The 18,497-nt window shown below is 70.5% G+C and carries 17 protein-coding genes; 6 read left to right on the forward strand and 11 right to left on the reverse strand.

What is annotated here, in order from left to right; genetic code table 11:
- Positions 1 to 2 precede the first annotated feature (2 nt).
- Positions 3 to 971: a deoxyribose-phosphate aldolase gene (gene deoC / locus ACQCO7_RS27025; protein ID WP_464074232.1), complete on the reverse strand. Its 969-nt coding sequence runs from the start codon at positions 969 to 971 to the stop codon at positions 3 to 5.
- Between the two features lie 198 nt (positions 972 to 1,169).
- Between deoC and ACQCO7_RS27030 the strand changes: the two genes are divergently transcribed.
- Complete coding sequence (locus ACQCO7_RS27030) at positions 1,170 to 1,829, forward strand: PH domain-containing protein (RefSeq protein WP_464074233.1); 660 nt, start codon at positions 1,170 to 1,172, stop codon at positions 1,827 to 1,829.
- 203 nt (positions 1,830 to 2,032) lie between these two features.
- Here ACQCO7_RS27030 and ACQCO7_RS27035 read toward each other — a convergent pair whose 3' ends face one another.
- From ACQCO7_RS27035 to ACQCO7_RS27050, 4 genes are all read right to left on the reverse strand, one after another.
- Positions 2,033 to 3,199, reverse strand: a complete 1,167-nt coding sequence (locus tag ACQCO7_RS27035) for a hypothetical protein (protein ID WP_464074234.1) — start codon at positions 3,197 to 3,199, stop codon at positions 2,033 to 2,035.
- Between the two features lie 198 nt (positions 3,200 to 3,397).
- Positions 3,398 to 5,029 carry a phospho-sugar mutase gene (locus ACQCO7_RS27040; RefSeq protein WP_464074235.1) on the reverse strand — a complete coding sequence of 544 codons (1,632 nt, stop codon included), beginning with the start codon at positions 5,027 to 5,029 and terminating at the stop codon, positions 3,398 to 3,400.
- 640 nt (positions 5,030 to 5,669) lie between these two features.
- Positions 5,670 to 6,506: a purine-nucleoside phosphorylase gene (locus ACQCO7_RS27045; RefSeq protein WP_409118517.1), complete on the reverse strand. Its 837-nt coding sequence runs from the start codon at positions 6,504 to 6,506 to the stop codon at positions 5,670 to 5,672.
- Between the two features lie 113 nt (positions 6,507 to 6,619).
- Positions 6,620 to 7,057 (reverse strand): gamma-glutamylcyclotransferase, encoded by a 438-nt coding sequence (locus ACQCO7_RS27050; RefSeq protein WP_010354562.1) that lies wholly within the window; start codon positions 7,055 to 7,057, stop codon positions 6,620 to 6,622.
- An 86-nt stretch (positions 7,058 to 7,143) separates the two neighbouring features.
- On the opposite strand from ACQCO7_RS27050, the gene ACQCO7_RS27055 reads away from it, so the two are divergent.
- Complete coding sequence (locus ACQCO7_RS27055) at positions 7,144 to 8,592, forward strand: NAD(P)H-quinone dehydrogenase (RefSeq protein WP_464077298.1); 1,449 nt, start codon at positions 7,144 to 7,146, stop codon at positions 8,590 to 8,592.
- A 203-nt stretch (positions 8,593 to 8,795) separates the two neighbouring features.
- Complete coding sequence (locus tag ACQCO7_RS27060) at positions 8,796 to 9,731, forward strand: DeoR/GlpR family DNA-binding transcription regulator (protein WP_464074236.1); 936 nt, start codon at positions 8,796 to 8,798, stop codon at positions 9,729 to 9,731.
- Positions 9,732 to 10,018: 287 nt separating this feature from the next.
- Here ACQCO7_RS27060 and ACQCO7_RS27065 read toward each other — a convergent pair whose 3' ends face one another.
- Positions 10,019 to 11,791: an acetyl/propionyl/methylcrotonyl-CoA carboxylase subunit alpha gene (locus tag ACQCO7_RS27065; RefSeq protein ID WP_464074237.1), complete on the reverse strand. Its 1,773-nt coding sequence runs from the start codon at positions 11,789 to 11,791 to the stop codon at positions 10,019 to 10,021.
- Between the two features lie 373 nt (positions 11,792 to 12,164).
- On the opposite strand from ACQCO7_RS27065, the gene ACQCO7_RS27070 reads away from it, so the two are divergent.
- Entirely contained in the window at positions 12,165 to 12,641 is a 477-nt protein-coding gene (locus ACQCO7_RS27070) for a hypothetical protein (RefSeq protein WP_464074238.1), read from the forward strand.
- Here ACQCO7_RS27070 and ACQCO7_RS27075 read toward each other — a convergent pair.
- From ACQCO7_RS27075 to ACQCO7_RS27090, 4 genes are all read right to left on the reverse strand, one after another.
- Positions 12,610 to 13,221, reverse strand: a complete 612-nt coding sequence (locus ACQCO7_RS27075; RefSeq protein ID WP_464074239.1) for a Maf family protein — start codon at positions 13,219 to 13,221, stop codon at positions 12,610 to 12,612. The genes ACQCO7_RS27070 and ACQCO7_RS27075 overlap by 32 nt on opposite strands.
- A 32-nt stretch (positions 13,222 to 13,253) precedes the next feature.
- Entirely contained in the window at positions 13,254 to 13,382 is a 129-nt protein-coding gene (mmpB, locus tag ACQCO7_RS27080) for a morphogenic membrane protein MmpB (RefSeq protein WP_267889629.1), read from the reverse strand.
- 83 nt (positions 13,383 to 13,465) lie between these two features.
- Positions 13,466 to 13,669: an acyl-CoA carboxylase epsilon subunit gene (locus ACQCO7_RS27085; protein WP_464074240.1), complete on the reverse strand. Its 204-nt coding sequence runs from the start codon at positions 13,667 to 13,669 to the stop codon at positions 13,466 to 13,468.
- Positions 13,670 to 13,691: 22 nt separating this feature from the next.
- Positions 13,692 to 15,296, reverse strand: a complete 1,605-nt coding sequence (locus ACQCO7_RS27090) for an acyl-CoA carboxylase subunit beta (protein ID WP_464074241.1) — start codon at positions 15,294 to 15,296, stop codon at positions 13,692 to 13,694.
- Positions 15,297 to 15,406: 110 nt separating this feature from the next.
- Between ACQCO7_RS27090 and ACQCO7_RS27095 the strand changes: the two genes are divergently transcribed.
- Positions 15,407 to 16,261 carry a biotin--[acetyl-CoA-carboxylase] ligase gene (locus tag ACQCO7_RS27095; RefSeq protein ID WP_464074242.1) on the forward strand — a complete coding sequence of 285 codons (855 nt, stop codon included), beginning with the start codon at positions 15,407 to 15,409 and terminating at the stop codon, positions 16,259 to 16,261.
- Between the two features lie 280 nt (positions 16,262 to 16,541).
- Positions 16,542 to 17,657: an adenylate/guanylate cyclase domain-containing protein gene (locus tag ACQCO7_RS27100; RefSeq protein ID WP_464074243.1), complete on the forward strand. Its 1,116-nt coding sequence runs from the start codon at positions 16,542 to 16,544 to the stop codon at positions 17,655 to 17,657.
- A 49-nt stretch (positions 17,658 to 17,706) separates the two neighbouring features.
- Here the strand turns inward: ACQCO7_RS27100 and ACQCO7_RS27105 are convergent, their stop codons facing one another.
- Positions 17,707 to 18,342 carry a hypothetical protein gene (locus ACQCO7_RS27105; protein ID WP_464074244.1) on the reverse strand — a complete coding sequence of 212 codons (636 nt, stop codon included), beginning with the start codon at positions 18,340 to 18,342 and terminating at the stop codon, positions 17,707 to 17,709.
- Between the last annotated feature and the right edge of the window lie 155 nt (positions 18,343 to 18,497).

An 18,497-nucleotide genomic window follows, 5' to 3' on the forward strand; every position in this document is an offset into this window, starting at 1 on the left:
AATCAGTCCACCGTCACGTAGTCGGGACCGGAGTAGCGGCCGGTGGCCAGCTTCTGACGCTGCATCAGCAGATCGTTGAGGAGGGAGGAGGCGCCGAAACGGAACCAGTGGTTGTCCAGCCAGTCCGCACCGGCCGTCTCGTTCACCAGCACGAGGAACTTGACCGCGTCCTTCGTCGTACGGATGCCGCCCGCGGGCTTCACCCCGACCTGTACGCCGGTCTGCGCGCGGAAGTCGCGCACCGCCTCCAGCATCAACAGGGTGTTCGCGGGAGTCGCGTTGACGGCGACCTTGCCGGTGGACGTCTTGATGAAGTCCGCGCCCGCGATCATGCCCAGCCAGCTCGCGCGCCGGATGTTGTCGTACGTCGACAGCTCGCCGGTCTCGAAGATGACCTTGAGCCGGGCGGCGCCGGACGCCTCCTTCACGGCCACGATCTCGTCGTACACCTTGAGGTAGTTCCCGGCGAGGAACGCGCCCCGGTCGATGACCATGTCGATCTCGTCGGCACCGGCGGCCACGGCGTCACGGACGTCGGCCAGCTTGACGTCGAGCGCGGCGCGGCCGGCGGGGAACGCGGTCGCCACCGACGCGACCTTCACGCCGGAACCGGCGACGGCCGCCTTCGCGGTCGCGACCATGTCCGGGTACACGCAGACGGCCGCCGTCGCGGGCGTCGTACGGTCGGTCGGGTCGGGGTGGACGGCCTTCGCGCCGAGCGCCCGGACCTTGCCGGCGGTGTCCGCGCCTTCCAGCGTCGTCAGGTCGACCATGGAAATGGCCAGGTCGATGGCGTACGCCTTCGCGGTGGTCTTGATCGAACGGGTCCCGAGCGAGGCGGCACGCGCCTCCAGGCCGACCGCGTCGACACCGGGGAGGCCGTGCAGGAAGCGCCGCAGCGTGCTGTCGGACGCGGCGACGTCGGCGAGCGCCGAGCGGGCAGCAGGGGGTGCAGTGGTGGGCATGGTCACCAGATGAGCATATCTACGCGCGTAGCGGATGTATAGGGCCGGTGGGCCTTACCGCAGCTGCCTGGGAGGCGGCTACCTGGGAGCTACGGGTATCACGCGCAAGGCAGCTCCCAGGTATGAGGCCCGCGTCTGGCTCTCAGGTACCTCCTACCGGGGTCTGAGATGGCCCAGGGAGACCCTTCGGGCAGAATCGGGCGCATGACGACCCCCGCACACGAGCCGCAGCCCTCCGGTCCCGCGTACCCGGACCGCGTCTACCGCTCACCCGCCGGCATCGTCGGCGGAGTCCTGCTGCTCGGCATCGGCGGCTGGCTCGGCATCGACGCGGTCGTCGTCGGGCACGGCCGTACGCCGTGGCTGGCGCTCGCGGCGCTCCTGCTCGCCGTACCCCTGGTGGCGGCCTTCACGATCCGCCCGGCGGTGTACGCCAACGAGGAACGCCTCCGCATCCGCAACCCCTTCCGGGTGATCGTCCTGCCCTGGTCCCAGGTCGCGGTGGTCCGCTCGAACTACACGAACGAGGCGGTCAGCAACGCGGGCGACACGTTCCAGCTCTGGGCCATCCCGGTCTCCCTCCGGGGCCGCAAGAAGGCGACACGCCGCGCCGCTCGGGGGAGCGCCGGCGGGGGGATGCCGCTGTTCGGCGCCGGGATGCGTACGACGGATGTCGACACGGGGGACGACCTCGCCTCCGGCGACCGCTCCATGGCGGACCTGCGGTCCCTGCACGAGGGGTACCGCCCGGGGACCGAGTCCGCCGACGCCCCGACCGAGGTGAGCGTCCGCTGGGCGTGGGAGGTACTGGGACCCGTCGTCGCCGGGGCTGTGGTCCTGGTGATTCTGCTGGCGGTGGGGTAACTCACGCGGCTCGCGCGCTCCGCGTCGTACCGCATGCGTCGCACCGTACGGCCTTGGTCGGTCAGTTGGTCGAGCCAGGGTGAGGGGGCGTTCGTGTGTCGCCCCTGGGTCCCCCCGGCAGTGCGCCAGCACCCGCGCGAGACCGACTCCGGCTGACGCCGTCCAATTCGATATCGCCCGACAACATCCCTAGTACTACAGGGCTACGGCGCGCTCGGCCACACGAGTGCCATGTACGCCCCGAAGTACGCCGAAGCCGTCACCGCCGTACCCAGCGTCAGCCACCGGAACCTCCGTGATGCCCTCGTCAGGTGGGCGGCGAGCGGGAGGAGTAGGGGGAACGCTGGGAGGAGGAAGCGGGCTCGGGGGAAGTAGACGCCGCCGCTGCCCAGGACGATGGCCAGTATTACGCCGGTGAAGATCAGGAGCGGGACCGGTTGGCGGTCCCAGATGGACAGTGCGTAGAGGGCTGCTGCCGCGATCAGTGTCAGTGTTACGCCGATCAGGAACAGTTCCGGTCGTGAGTCCTGGCCCAGGAGTTCGCGGAAGCGGCGGAGGGTTTCCTGGCCGCCGTTCCATTCGTTGTGCCAGAGGCGTTGGACCGCGAAGTAGCCGTCCCAGCGGTGGAGGCGGAGGCCGACCCAGGTGACGTAGGCGCACCAGCCGAGAGGGGCGGTGGCAACCGCGAGGGCGGCTTTGTGCGAGCGGTGGTGTCGTAGCGACAGCAGCGCTGCCACCGAGACCGCCGCCGCCACGGCGATGCCCGTGGGGCGGGTCAGGCCGGCCAGGGTCGCCAAACCCGCTGCGGGGAGCCAGCGTTGGGTGAGGACCGCGTACAGGGACCAGGCAGCCAGGGCCGTGAAGAGGGATTCCGTGTACGCCATCCACTGGACCAGGGCGACCGGCCAGGCCGCCCACAGGACCGTCAGGAGGATGCCGGTGCGGCGGTCGTGGAGGTGGTCGCCGATCGCGAAGATGCCCCAGGCCGCGAGGAGGGAGGACGTGAGAGCTACGGCCAGACCCGTACTGGGGAGGGAGAGGGGTGTGATCGCCGAGAGGGTTTTCACCAAGTAGGGGTACAGGGGGAAGAACGCCAGGTTGTTCGCGTCGTACGCCGTGCCGAGGGTGTGCGTGTAGCCGTGGGTGGCGATACCCCAGTACCACTTCGCGTCCCACTCCAGAGCCAGGATCGGGCGGACGCCGTGGTGGCGGCGGTGGGCCCAAGTCGTCAGGACGGCAAGGGAGACGATGCGGACCGCGAGGTACGCGGCGAGAGCGGGGGCCGCGTGGCGCAAGGCGGCGGTGCGGGGGCTCGGCGGGGGAGTCGGCGCCGTCGGAGGGGGTGGGGTGGGGGTGGTCAGGGTGGTCACGGCGGCGGGCTCCAAGTCGGGTGGGGTCCGGTACTACCGGTCCACCGTTCACCCGAGGAGGCGTGCGGGGCGGGGCGCGCGGGGGCTGTCGCCGGGAAATCACCCTATGGGAGCAGATGGTTGTGCGAGGGGCGGGGTACGGAGTTCAGCCGTCCGGTGCGGGTCTGAACCCCGTAGTCCCCGTGTACATCTCAGGTATTAGATGCCCGCCGCCGTCGAGAAGTCCCGCTTGATCTCCGTGAGGAGCTGCGCCGCCTTCTCACGGGCCGCCGGGAGCGCCGCGTGGTCCTCGACCGGGATCACGACCTCCAGGTAGCACTTGAGCTTCGGTTCCGTGCCGCTCGGGCGGACGATGACCCGGGCGCCGTCCAGGGTGTAGCGCAGGCCGTCCGTGGGCGGGAGCTTGTCCGTGCCCTGCGTGAGGTCCTCCGCCTTCGTGATCGGCAGGCCCGCCAGGCTCGTCGGGGGGTGTTCCCGCAGGCGGGTCATCGCGTCCGCGATCAGGCTCAAGTCCTCGACACGGACCGAGAGTTGGTCCGTCGCGTGCAGGCCGTGCTCCACCGCGAGGTCGTCCAGGAGGTCCAGGAGCGTGCGGCCCCGCTCCTTCAGCTCCGACGCCAGTTCCGTGATCAGGAGGGCCGCCGTGATGCCGTCCTTGTCGCGGACGCCCTCCGGGTCCACGCAGTAGCCGAGGGCCTCCTCGTACCCGTACCGCAGGCCCTCCACCCGCGCGATCCACTTGAAGCCTGTCAGGGTCTCCTCGTACGGGAGGTTCGCCTTCTCCGCGATGCGGCCCAGCAAGGAGGAGGACACGATCGACTCCGCGAACGTTCCCCTCGCGCCCCTCTTGACCAGGTGGGATGCCAGGAGTGCGCCCACCTCGTCGCCCCTCAGCATGCGCCAGTCCTCGCCGTCCCGGACCGCCGCCGCGCAGCGGTCCGCGTCCGGGTCGTTCGCGATGATCAGGTCCGGGGTCGTCTCCCTCGCCTTCGCGAACGCCAGGTCCATCGCGCCCGGTTCCTCCGGGTTCGGGAAGGCCACCGTCGGGAAGTCCGGGTCCGGGTCCGCCTGTTCGGGGACCAGGACGGGGGTGGGGAAGCCCGCTCGTTCGAAGGCTGCGAGGAGGACGTCCCTGCCTACGCCGTGCAGCGGGGTGTACACCGTGCGGGCCGTTCTCGCGGACGTGGGGGACAGCACCTTGTCCGTACGTGCGAGGTACGCCTCCAGTACTGCTTCGTCCAGGATTTCCCAGCCGGTCTCCGGGCGGGGGACGTCGTTCAGGGACTCGATCGCTTCGATCCGGGCCGCGATCTCGCTGTCCGACGGGGGGACGATCTGGGAGCCGTCACCCAGGTACACCTTGTAGCCGTTGTCCCTCGGGGGGTTGTGGCTCGCCGTCACCTCTACGCCTGCCGCTGCGCCCAAGTGCCTTATGGCGTACGCCAGTACGGGGGTCGGGAGGGGGCGGGGGAGGAGTGCCGCGCGTAGGCCCGCGCCCGTCATCACCGCGGCCGTGTCCCTCGCGAAGTCCTCCGACTTGTGGCGGGCGTCGTAGCCGATGACCACCAGGGCGTTCGTCTCGCCCTTGGTCCTCAGGTATGACGCCAGGCCTGCTGCCGCTCTGATGACGACCGTGCGGTTCATGCGCATCGGGCCTGCGCCGAGTTCGCCTCTCAGGCCGGCTGTGCCGAACTGGAGGGTGCCGGTGAAACGGTCGGCGAGTTCTGTGACGTCGCCGGCCTCGATCAGTTTCGCCAGTTCGTCTCGGGTCTCGGGGTCGGGGTCCTCCGCGAGCCAGGTTCTGGCCCGGGTCATGAGGTCGTCGTGCACTGCGGGTCAGCCTCTCGTTGTACGTCGTGGGTGGTACGGCTCGGAGTTTTCTCGCCCCCGCCGCCCCTACCCGTCCCATCCTGAAGGGGCTGCCGCCCCTTCGACCCCGCTTCAGGAGGCTCCGCCCCTGGGCCCCGGGTGGGTGGGGGAGGTGGGGGGCAGCATTCTGTGGGTGGGTGGGGGTCGGCCCTGAAGGGGCCTCGTCCTCAAGCGCCGGACGGGCTGGAAAGAGGTGGGCTGGGATGGGTGGGGAGGGTTTCGGTGGGTGGGGAGCGGCTCTGAAGGGGTCTTGTCCTCAAGCTCCCCCAAGCTCTTCGAGCAGGGAGGTGTCCCCGGACGGGCTGAGATGAGGTGGGCTGGGGTGGGGGTCCGTGGGTGAGGGGCGGGACCTGTCCTCAGGTGCGGGGCAGGGTGGGCAAGTTGGGCTCCGTCCTCAGGTGCCGGACAGGGCTGGAGGGGCGGCTCCGGAAGTGCCTCGTCCTCAAGTGCCGGGCGGGGTGGGCGGCGGGGCTTCGGCCTCGGGTGTCCGGCGGGCCGAGGGTGCCTGGCCCGTTGCCCGTCCGGGGCCCCGCTACCGCCGCCTCGGACCCAAGTGCCGGACCCGCTGTCCCGCGTCCGGCACCCCAGCCCCCGTCCGGTACTACAGCCGGTCCAGCACCCGTGTCAGCAGTTCGCCCATCCGGGCCGCGCTGTCCCGGCCCGCCTGGAGGACCTCCTCGTGGTTCAGCGGCTCGCCCGTCATGCCCGCTGCCAGGTTCGTGACCAGGGAGATGCCCAGGACCTCCGCGCCGGCCTCGCGGGCCGCGATGGCTTCGAGGGCCGTCGACATGCCCACCAGGTCCGCGCCGATGACGCGGGCCATGCGGATCTCCGCGGGGGTTTCGTAGTGGGGGCCCGTGAACTGGGCGTAGACGCCCTCCTCCAGCGACGCGTCGATCTCCTTGCAGAGGGCGCGCAGGCGGGGGGAGTAGAGGTCCGTGAGGTCGACGAAGTTCGCGCCGACGATCGGGGACGCCGCCGTCAGGTTGATGTGGTCGCTGATGAGGACCGGCTGGCCGGGGCGCATGCCCTCGCGCAGGCCGCCGCAGCCGTTCGTCAGGACGATCGTCTTGCAGCCGGCGGCGACCGCGGTGCGGACTCCGTGCGCGACGGAGGCGACCCCCCGGCCCTCGTAGTAGTGCGTACGGCCCAGGAAGACCAGCGCGCGCTTCTCTCCGATCTTGTACGAGCGGATCTTGCCGCCGTGGCCCTCGACGGCGGGCGGCGGGAAGCCGGGGAGTGCCGTGACCGGGAACTCCGCGTCGGGCGCGCCGAGCGCGTCGACGGCCGGTGCCCAGCCGGAGCCCATCACGAGGGCGACGTCATGCGTCTCGGCACCCGTCAGCTCACGCAGCCGCGCGGCGGCGCTGTCGGCGGCGGTGTAGGGGTTGCCCTGAATGTCGTCCGGGATGTCGTCCGGCAGAAGAGATGCGTTCACGCGGATGAGCGTAGCCGGTCCATGCCTACGCGCGTAGATGACAGACCTTACGGCTCGACGATCGTTGTCTTGTCGTTTCCGACCAATTCCGGTCGGCCGCGATCAAGGAGATCTCAACAGGGCCGCTTCCGCAGCTCCATCACGTAGTCGTGCGGCGCCCCCGCCGACTCCGCCGCGTCCGCGATCTCCCCGAGGTAGCGGGCGGAGGGGAGACCCCCTTCGTACCCGTTGAGAACGTATGTCCACGCGCCCTCTTCGCCCTCCAGGGTGTGGACGCGCATACGTGTACGGCGGTAGATCCCGAGGCCGGTGCCCTCCCAGCGGTCGAGGGACTCCTCGTCCATGGGGGCGATGTCGTACAGGCCGACGAATACCTGAGAGCCAGGCTCCTCGACGATCGTCGCCAGCGCGCCCTCCCAGCCCATCTGCTCGCCGCCGAAGGTGAGCCGCCAGCCGTTCAGCCAGCCGGTCGCACGCAGCGGGGAGTGGGGAGCGCGGCGGGTCATCAGCCGCGCGTCGAGGTTGCCGGCGTACGCGGCGTAGAGCGACATGGGGGAGAGGGTACGGCAGTGACGCCGGGGGTCTGATGCGAAGCCGTAGTACCCCGGCTGGGCGGTGGTCCGCGCTGTGCGGGAGAATTGCGTACGTGACTCGGATCGTGATCATCGGTGGTGGGCCCGGCGGGTATGAGGCGGCGTTGGTGGCCGCCCAGCTCGGGGCGGAGGTGACCGTCGTGGACTGCGACGGTCTGGGCGGTGCGTCGGTGCTCACCGACTGCGTGCCGTCCAAGACGCTCATCGCCACGGCGGAGGTGATGACGACCTTCGACTCCTCGTACGAGGAGCTGGGGATCATCGTCGCCGACGACACGCCACCCCTGGAGCAGGCGGCCAGGGTCGTCGGCGTGGACCTCGGCAAGGTCAACCGGCGGGTGAAGCGCCTCGCGCTCGCCCAGTCGCACGACATCACCGCGTCGGTGACGCGCGCCGGCGCCAAGGTGATGCGCGGCCGGGCCCGCCTGGAGGGCATGCAGGCGCTCGACGGCTCCCGCAAGGTCGTCGTCGCGACCCCGGACGGCAACGAGCAGACGCTCACCGCCGACGCCGTACTCATCGCGACGGGTGCTCACCCCCGGGAGCTGCCCGATGCGCAGCCCGACGGTGAGCGGATCCTCAACTGGACGCAGGTCTACGACCTGACCGAGCTGCCCGACGAGTTGATCGTCGTCGGCTCCGGCGTCACCGGCGCGGAGTTCGCCGGGGCGTACCAGGCGCTCGGCTCGAAGGTCACCCTCGTCTCGTCCCGCGACCGGGTACTACCCGGGGAGGACCCGGACGCCGCCGCCGTACTGGAAGAGGTCTTCCGGCGCCGCGGCATGAACGTCATGGCCCGCTCCCGCGCCGAGTCCGCGAAGCGGGTCGGCGACCGGGTCGAGGTGACCCTCGCGGACGGCCGTGTCATCACCGGCAGCCACTGCCTGATGGCCGTCGGCGCGATCCCCAACAGCGCCGGGCTCGGCCTGGAGGAGGCCGGCGTCAAGGTCCGCGAGTCCGGGCACATCTGGACCGACAAGGTGTCCCGCACCACAGCTCCGGGGGTATACGCCGCCGGCGACGTCACCGGTATCTTCGCGCTCGCCTCGGTCGCCGCGATGCAGGGACGTATCGCCATGTACCACTTCCTCGGCGACGCGGTGGCCCCCCTCAACCTCAAGACGGTCTCCTCCAACGTCTTCACCGACCCCGAGATCGCGACCGTCGGCTACAGCCAGGCCGACGTGGACGGCGGCAAGATCGACGCGCGCGTCGTCAAGCTGCCCCTGCTGCGCAACCCCCGCGCGAAGATGCAGGGCATCCGCGACGGCTTCGTCAAGATCTTCTGCCGTCCCGGTACGGGGATCGTCGTCGGTGGCGTGGTCGTCGCGCCGCGCGCTTCGGAACTGATCCACCCCATCTCGATCGCCGTCGACAACAATCTGACGGTCGAACAGATCGCGAACGCGTTCACCGTGTACCCGTCCCTGTCGGGCTCGATCGCCGAGGTGGCACGGCAGTTGCACACGAGGAAGGCGGCGGGCGAGAGCTGACGGCCGAAACCAACTCCCCGTCGGTCACGGGGAGTTGCCAGGGTTGGTGACGGCGTGGGGCGGGTAGCCGAGCCCCTATACCACTTCACCCACTCCTGTGCGAACAACTTCGTTTATTCGACGCAAACACCTGAAAACAGACGGTCGCCCGCGTTACTGTCAGTTTCGTGTTCGCTGCTGAACGTCGCCAATTGATCCTCGAAATGGTGCGAGCGAACGGGGCCGTGTCGCTCCGTGAGCTCGCCCGCGTCGTCCAGACCTCCGAAGTGACCGTACGGCGGGACGTGCGCGCGCTGGAGGCAGAAGGACTCCTCGACCGCCGGCATGGCGGTGCGGTACTGCCGGGTGGATTCACGCGAGAATCCGGCTTTCCGCAAAAGTCCCATCTCGCGACCGCCGAGAAGACGGCCATCGCCGATCTCGCGGCGGGATTCGTCCAGGAGGGCGAGGCCATCGTCGTCGGGGCCGGTACGACCACGCAGGAGCTGGCCCGCCGGCTCGCGCGGGTCCCCGGGCTGACCGTGGTCACCAACTCCCTTCTCGTCGCCCAGGCGTTGGCCCATGCGAATCGGGTGGAGGTCGTCATGACCGGTGGGACCCTGCGGGGGTCCAACTACGCGCTCGTCGGGAGTGGTGCCGAGCAGTCCCTCCAAGGGCTGCGTGTCTCCCGGGCGTTCCTGTCCGGGAGCGGGCTGACCGCCGAACGGGGGCTGTCCACGTCCAACATGCTGTCCGCGTCCGTCGACCGTGCGCTCGTGCAGGCTGCCGCGGAAGTCGTAGTCCTCGCGGATCACACGAAGTTGGGGACCGACACGATGTTCCAGACGGTGCCGACCGATGTCATCACGCGGCTCGTCACCGATGACCCTCCGGCCCACGACGACCGTGCGGCAACCGAGTTGCAGGCGCTGGCGGATCAGGGCGTGCAGATCGCTGTCGCGGGGGCCGGTGCGGGTGCCGCCGGCGGTGAGGCGGGTCCTGCGCGGCAGCATCCTCCGCAGCGCCGGGATGTTCCGCTGCCCACGCCTCGGAGGGGGCAACTGCCCGGCGCTGCCGGGGGGTTGAGGGCGGCGGCGGTGATGGGGGAGCAGCCGCAGAGTGAGAGGGCGCGGGTTGCGGATCTGCGGCGCAGTAGGTAGGGGGCGGGTTCTGGGGGTGCGCGGCTGACCGTCCGTCGTGGCTGGTCGCGCAGTTCCCCGCGCCCCTAAAAGACGTGGTTGCGGCTGTAGTTTGGCCGCGGGTTCTGGGTGGAGTCTGCTGGCGCAGCCTCCACCCAGAACGTCGTGGCTTTCCAACGCCGGGCCAGCCCAATGCCCTTAGGGGCGCGGGGCTGTATCGATTTGCGGCTACCGCCGCGTGGGCGCGACCAGCCACAGCGGTGGGTGCGACTCGTACGGATTCGAGCTCACCCACCGCTGTCGAGCAATCAGTCCTTGATCTCGCAGATCGCCGCGCCCGACGTCAACGACGCGCCCACCTCCGCCGACAGACCCTTGATCACGCCCGCCTTGTGGGCATTCAGCGGCTGTTCCATCTTCATCGCCTCCAGGACGACCACGAGGTCACCTTCCTTGACCTCCTGGCCCTCCTCGACGGCGACCTTGACGATGGTGCCCTGCATCGGGGACGCGAGGGTGTCGCCCGAGGCCACGGGGCCCGACTTCTTCGCCGCCCGGCGCTTCGGCTTGGCTCCGGCCGCCAGGCCGGTACGCGCCAGGGACATGCCGAGGGAGACGGGGAGGGAGACCTCGAGCCGCTTGCCGCCCACCTCGACGACGATCGTCTCGCGGTCGGCGTCGTCCTCGGCCTCCGCATCGGCCGCCGCCGAGAACGCGGGGATCTCGTTGACGAACTCGGTCTCGATCCACCGCGTGTGGACGGTGAACGGCTCGGTGGAGCCGGTGAGTTCGGGGGCGAACGCCGGATCGCGGACCACCGCGCGGTGGAAGGGGATCGCGGTCGCCATCCCCTCGACCTGGAACTCCTCCAGCGCCCGGGCGGCCCGCTGCAACGCCTGTTCGCGCGTGGCACCCGTGACGATGAGCTTGGCCAGCAGGGAGTCCCACGCGGGACCGATGACCGACCCGGACTCGACGCCCGCGTCGAGACGCACCCCGGGACCGGACGGCGGCGCGAACGCCGTCACCGTACCCGGCGCGGGCAGGAAGCCCCGGCCGGGGTCCTCCCCGTTGATGCGGAACTCGAAGGAGTGGCCCCGGAGTTCGGGGTCGCCGTACCCGAGCGCCTCGCCGTCGGCGATGCGGAACATCTCGCGGACGAGGTCGATGCCGGCGACCTCCTCGGTGACCGGATGCTCCACCTGGAGGCGGGTGTTGACCTCCAGGAAGGAGATCGTGCCGTCGACCCCGACGAGGAACTCGACGGTACCGGCGCCGACATAGCCGGCCTCGCGGAGGATCGCCTTGGACGACGAGTACAGCTCGGCGACCTGAGCATCCGTCAGGAACGGTGCGGGCGCCTCCTCGACGAGCTTCTGGTGGCGCCGCTGGAGCGAGCAGTCACGCGTCGACACGACGACGACGTTGCCGTGCGAGTCCGCGAGGCACTGCGTCTCGACGTGCCGGGGCTTGTCGAGGTACCGCTCGACGAAGCACTCACCGCGCCCGAACGCGGCGACGGCCTCGCGCACGGCGGACTCGTACAGCTCCGGCACCTCTTCGAGCGTGCGGGCGACCTTCAGCCCGCGCCCGCCACCGCCGAACGCGGCCTTGATCGCGATCGGCAGCCCGTGTTCCTCGGCGAACGCGACGACCTCGTCGGCGCCGGACACGGGGTCGGGCGTACCGGCGACGAGCGGCGCGCCCGCGCGCTGGGCGATGTGCCGGGCGGCGACCTTGTCGCCGAGGTCGCGGATGGCCTGCGGCGGCGGGCCGATCCAGACCAGGCCCGCGTCCAGGACCGCCTGGGCGAAGTCGGCGTTCTCGGACAGGAATCCGTACCCGGGGTGGATGGCGTCCGCGCCGGACTCCCGGGCCGCGTTCAGGACCTTCTCGATGTCGAGATAGCTGCTCGCCGGGGTGTCACCGCCCAGGGCGAACGCCTCATCTGCGGCGCGGACATGCAGCGCGTCCCGGTCCGGGTCGGCATAGACGGCCACACTGGCGATACCGGCATCCCGGCACGCGCGAGCCACGCGGACTGCGATTTCGCCACGGTTGGCGATGAGCACCTTGCGCACGATTGAGGCTCCTTCCTGGAAACAAGCCGAGTTTAGGGACTGCCGACACGGCGCATCGACCCGTCCCCAAAGGTGAGCTTGCCCACACAGAGCGTGACACCAGGCTCGCTCGACCCGCGAAATCCCTTGTCGTACGGCCGTACGCAGGACTCCTCGGAAAACCCTAGCCCTCCGATGTGGTCAAGGTCTCTGTGAAGGGGTGCTGCGGCCCACTCCGTTTCTTTGTCGGGTCCCTACGAACGACGCTCCGGATCTTTGCGCCGGCCCGAACCATTGTCCTGAGCTTTACCAGTCAGTAGCGTTCTTGGTGGTCCGAACGTACGCCGGACCACAGCAGAATCGCTCCAGCACGGGTCGAAAGCAGGTGGTGACGATGGTCCGCAGGCCGGTGGCATGGGTGGTCGCGGTCGTCCTCCTCGTGGAGGCGTTCGGCGTCGCGCTCCTGAACTGGATCCTCGGGACGCTCGTCGGCCGCCAGCACATGTCCCTCGCGGGCCTCGACCCGGACGTGATGGCGAACTCCTCGAAGATCTCCGGCTTCGTCTTCGCCGCCTACTTCGCCTTCTGCGCGCTCGTCGCCCTCCTGGTCGCGCTGCGCGGCCACCGACCGGCGGGCCTCGGCCGCGTCCTGCTGATCAGCGCGGCCGTCGTCCACGGCCTGCTGGCCGCCGTCGCCTGGGGCCTGGCCGGCGCCACGGCCTTCGCCGCGCTGGCCCTGGTCATGGCCCTGATCGTGCTGCTGCTGATGACGCACGACGGGTACGAGGATGTCGCGCCGAAGCCGGAAGGGAGCCCGCGCGGCAGCGGGCCGGGGCCGCTCACGCCTCCGTCGGTGCCCACAACTCCGTGATGCCGATGCCGAGTTCGCCGAGCAACCGGCGAACGAGCGGCAGGCTGAGGCCGATCACGTTGCCGTGGTCGCCGTCGATGCCGTCGATGAACGGCGCCGAGCGCCCGTCGAGCGTGAACGCGCCTGCGACGTAAAGGGGTTCGCCCGTCGCGACGTACGCCGCGATCTCGTCGTCCGTCGGTTCGCCGAAGCGGACGACCGTGGAGGCGACGGCGGACGTCCAGCGGCCGTCGGCGTACACGCAGTGGCCGGTCTGGAGGGTGCCCGCGCGGCCCCGCATCGACTTCCAGCGGGCGGTGGCCTCCTCGGCGTCGGCGGGCTTGCCGAGTGCCTGGCCGTCGAGGTCGAGGACCGAGTCGCAGCCGATCACGACCGCGCCGGTGGCCTCCGGGCGGGCGGCGACCACGGACGCCTTGGCCTCCGCGAGGGCCCGCGCCAGCTCGGCCGGGGTGGGGGCGGTGATCGCGTCCTCGTCGACGCCGCTCACGATCTTCTCGGGCGCGAAGCCGGCGTCCCGCAGCAGCTTGAGGCGGGCCGGGGACTGGGAGGCGAGGATGAGGCGGCGAGGTGCGGTGGTCATGGCGTTCAGCGTATCCGCGCCGGTTCGGCGCCTCAGCGCAGGCCGATGACGAACATCGCCAGCACCATGGCCGCCGCCATGAGAACGCCCAGTCTCCGCAACATCACCTGCATGTCGCGGAGTTCCTTGGGAGGTTCGTTCTCAGGGTCGGACCACAGCATGGTGTCCAGGGTGCGACGGAAAGGTGGCGAAGACCTGAGTACTAGTACTCAAGTCTTCCGCTTACCGGGTCATACCCGTCTGGTCACCTCGGCCAGTAGGTCCGCGCCCATGCCGTGGCACCCGCCCGGGGTACACCCCGCTCGGCGATCCGCGCCGGATCCGACCACGCGTCCTTCGTCTTCGGGACGTCGGTCTCAGGAGCTACCGACGCCCTCGCTCTCACCACCGCGAGTGCGGCGGCCAACTCCTCCGGGGTCGGGTTCCCCCGGACGACCTTGATGTTCATCGCGGCTCCTGGTCTGCCGACTCTACAGAGGGATGTTGCCGTGCTTCTTCGGGGGGAGCGACTCCCGCTTCGTCCGCAGCTGCCGCAGCCCCCGTACGACGTGCCGGCGCGTGTCCGACGGCCTGACCACCGCGTCCACGTACCCGCGCTCGGCGGCGATGTACGGGTTGAGGAGGGTGTCCTCGTACTCCTGGATGAGGCGCGCCCGCACCGCCTCGACATCCTCGCCGTTCGCCTCCGCTTCGGCGATCGTGCGCCGGTGCAGGATGTTGACGGCGCCCTGCGCGCCCATGACGGCGATCTGCGCGGTCGGCCAGGCGAGGTTGAGGTCGGCGCCGAGGTGCTTGGACCCCATCACGTCGTACGCGCCGCCGTACGCCTTGCGGGTGATGACGGTGATGAGGGGGACCGTCGCCTCCGCGTAGGCGTAGATCAGCTTCGCGCCCCGGCGGATGATGCCGTCGTGCTCCTGGTCGACGCCGGGCAGGAAGCCGGGGACGTCGACGAACGTGAGCACCGGGACGTTGAACGCGTCGCAGGTCCGCACGAACCGGGCCGCCTTCTCGCTCGCCTTGATGTCCAGGCAACCGGCGTACTGCATCGGCTGGTTGGCGACGATCCCGACCGGCCGGCCCTCCACCCGCCCGAACCCGGTGAGGATGTTCGGCGCGTACAGCGGCTGCGTCTCGAAGAACTCCGCGTCGTCCAGGACGTGTTCGACGACGGTGTGCATGTCGTACGGCTGGTTCGCGGAGTCCGGGACGAGGGTGTCCAGCTCCAGGTCCTCGTCGGTGACGGCGAGATCGGCCTCCTCGGGGAAGACCGGCGCCTCGGAGAGGTTGTTGGACGGCAGGTACGACAGCAGCTGCTTGACGTACTCGACCGCGTCCTTCTCGTCCCCGGCCATGTGATGCGCCACGCCGGACACGGAGTTGTGCGTGCGCGCGCCGCCCAGCTCCTCGAAGCCGACGTCCTCGCCGGTCACCGTCTTGATGACGTCCGGGCCCGTGATGAACATGTGCGAGGTCTGGTCGACCATCACCGTGAAGTCGGTGATCGCGGGCGAGTAGACCGCTCCACCCGCGCACGGGCCGACGACCAGGCTGATCTGGGGGATGACTCCGGAGGCATGGGTATTACGCCGGAAGATCTCGCCGTACGCCCCCAGCGAGGCGACCCCCTCCTGAATACGCGCGCCGCCCGAGTCGTTGATCCCGATCACCGGGCAGCCCGTCTTCAGCGCGAAGTCCATGACCTTCACGATCTTCTGGCCGTACGTCTCGCCGAGCGCGCCGCCGAACACGGTGAAGTCCTGCGAGAACACGGCGACCGGACGGCCGTCGACCGTGCCGTACCCGGTGACGACCCCGTCGCCGTACGGCCGGTTGTGCTCCAGGCCGAAGTTGGTGGAGCGGTGCCGGGCGAACTCGTCCAGTTCGACGAACGAGCCCTCGTCCAGCAGGAGTTCGATCCGCTCACGGGCCGTCAGCTTGCCCTTCGCGTGCTGTTTCTCGACAGCCCGCCCCGACCCGGCGTGCGTCGCCTCCTCTACGCGGCGCTGGAGATCCGCGAGCTTCCCCGCGGTCGTGTGGATGTCGATCTCGTGGCGCGTTTCCGGCTCGGACATCGGGATGCGGCTCCCTGCCTGCTCAAGAGAGGGGACGGTTACTCGTTCGTAGAGTAGTGGTGCGCCTACAGGTCAGCAGTGCGGCGTTGGCCACACCTAGGGTGGGTGGTATGACACCCCGCGACGCCGCAGACCCGAGCCCCTGGTCCGACCTCGAACGCCCCCCGCTGAACGCGACAGCGCTCCGCCGGGGACTGATCCACGAGGGCGGGCTGTGGCGCGAGGTCCGTGTGGTCCGGCGGACGGGCTCCACGAACACGGACCTGGCGTCCGTGGCCGACACGACCGCTGAGGGCACGGTCCTCGTCGCCGAGGAACAGACCGCGGCGAGGGGTCGCCTGGACCGCCGCTGGACGGCACCACCGCGCTCGGGCCTCTTCTTCTCGGTCCTCCTGCGTCCCTCTCAGGTACCGGTCCACCGCTGGGGCTGGCTCCCCCTGCTGACCGGCGTGGCCGTGGCGACGGGGCTGGCGAGGTCGGCTGGAGTGGACACGTCCCTGAAATGGCCGAACGACCTCCTGGTAAAGGTCGAGGGCGAGGAACGCAAGGCGGGAGGCATCCTCGCGGAGCGCGCGGGCAGGGACGCGGTGGTCATCGGCGTAGGCATCAACGTCACCCTCAAGTCCGCGGAACTCCCCGTACCCCAGGCGGGCTCCCTGGCCCTGGCCGGCTCGGTGAGCACGGACAGGGACCCCCTGCTGAGGGCCGTACTCCGCTCCCTGGAGGAGTGGTACGGAAAGTGGCGCGACGCGGAGGGCGACCCGCTGACGAGCGGCCTCCAGGAAACGTACGCGGCGGGCTGCGCGACGCTGGGCCGGACGGTGCGGGCGGAGCTGCCGGGGGACAGGTCGGTAGTGGGGGAGGCGGTGGCGGTGGATGGGGACGGCAGGCTGGTACTGGCGACGGAGGACGGGGTGAGGGAGCCGGTGGGGGCGGGGGACATCGTGCATTTGAGGCCGGCGTAGAGGTAGGGGAACTTTCTGGGGCGGCGTGGGCGCATGTCTTTTAGGGGCGCGGGGAACTGCGCGACCAGCCCCAGCGGACCTGCGGCCGACAGCGGACCCATCCCGGCGGGGGTCTAGGGGGCAGCGCCCCCTATGCAGACGCCCACACCAGCACCGGCCACCAGCAAACCGGCGTTCACCAGATCCCCCGGTTCCCCTTCCCAGCGTGAGCTACCGCACATCTGCCGTAAAGTTGACCCCGGTCGATACCTGACCGTGGCAGACCGGAAAGGCAGCAGGCGTGACCGTCGACGACACCGGCTCCGATGTGGGCGAGGACGCCGCCGACCCCGGCGAGGACCCCCTCGCGCTGCGCCTGGAGGGCCTGATCCTGGGTGCGGAGCGCCGTTACACCCCGTTCCAGGCGGCCCGCAGCGCGGGCGTGTCGATGGAACTGGCGTCGAGGTTCTGGCGCGCGATGGGCTTCGCGGACATCGGCCAGGCGAAGGCGCTGACGGAGGCGGACGTCCTGGCCCTGCGCCGCCTCGCGGGCCTCGTGGAGGCGGGCCTGCTGAGCGAGGCGATGGCCGTACAGGTGGCCCGCTCGACGGGCCAGACGACCGCCCGCCTGGCGGAGTGGCAGATCGACTCGTTCCTGGAGGGCCTCACGGAGCCCCCGGAACCGGGCATGACCCGCACGGAGGTCACGTACCCGATCGTCGAGCTGCTCCTCCCCGAGCTGGAGGAGTTCCTCGTGTACGTCTGGCGCCGCCAGCTCGCCGCGTCGGCGGGCCGGGTCGTGCAGACGGCGGACGACGAGGAGATGGTGGACCGGCGTCTCGCCGTCGGCTTCGCCGACCTCGTCGGGTTCACGCGGCTGACCCGCCGCATGGAGGAGGAGGAACTCGGCGAACTGGTCGAGGCGTTCGAGACGACGGCGGCCGACCTGGTAGCCGCGCACGGTGGCCGGCTGATCAAGACGCTGGGCGACGAGGTCCTGTACGCGGCGGACGACGCCGGTACGGCCGCCGAGATCGGCCTGCGCCTCATCGAGACGATGGCGAACGACGAGACGATGCCGGAACTCCGCGTCGGCATGGCCTTCGGCACGGTCACCACCCGGATGGGCGACGTCTTCGGTACGACCGTCAACCTCGCCTCCCGCCTCACCTCCATAGCCCCCCGGGACGCGGTCCTGGTGGACTCGGCGTTCGCGGAGGACCTGATCCGCAGCGGCGACGCGCCCGCCTCGGAGGCGCAGGCGGCGGAGGAGGCGGCGACGGCGGAGAAGGAGGGGGAGGAGCCCCCGGAGTACCGGTTCGCGCTGCAACCGATGTGGCAGCGGCCGGTGCGGGGCCTGGGCGTGGTGGAACCGTGGCTGCTGAGCAGGCGGGGCGGGGAGGACGAGGAGCGCTGACGGGGTTCGACGGGGTTCGACGGGGTTCGGCGGGGTCTGGGTGCGGCTCTCAGGGGTTCGGCTCGATGAACGGTGTGTCCACGCAGAGGCCGATGGCCGGTATGCAGATGTCGTGGGGGTCGTCGGGGGTGGGGGTAGTACTCGGGGGGTGGCTCTCAGGGGGTACGACCGTGGGGGTAGGGGCTGGTGTGGGGCGCGCGGTGCGGGTGGGGGTATCAGGGGTCGGGGTAGGGGATACCGGTAGCTCCTGAGAGGGAGCCGAAGGGCGGGGTACGCCGGAGGTACCGGGGGTACTACGAGGGTCCGGGACCCTGGAGACGGCTCCCCCTGGAGTGCTACGGGTATCACCGGTACGGGGGTCACCGGTACGGGGGTCACCGGTCGCACCCGAGGGGACCGGCGCCGCGTTCGTCGCGAGATCGGTGACGCCACCGGCGTACCCCTCACGACCGACCTCACCCTCCCCCACTCCAGTACCAGTACCTCCGTCGTCCCCCACCGCAGCCCCCGCGACCGGCCCTCCGCCGCCCCCGTCCGGCACCACCCGCAGCAGCCCCAGCACCCCCGCCGCGAACGCCAGCCCGCCCGCCGCGAGGACCACCTTGCGGGGCCGGGGACGCCGATGCCGCCCCCGGGGACGGAACGCCCCTGAGCGTGCCGTCGCCGGATCGTCTCCCTCGTACATGTCCCCTCCCGATGGGCCGCAGCGACGGTATGCGGCGGGGTGGGGGACAGGGCCGTAGTCCGGAGGTATGTCACTCGAACGGGTAGTCGGACCCCGAACCCGCCACCCTTCCCCGGGCGGGGGATGTACTGCGATGATCGCCCCGGACGAAGTGT

Source organism: Streptomyces saintjeani (assembly GCF_055409605.1).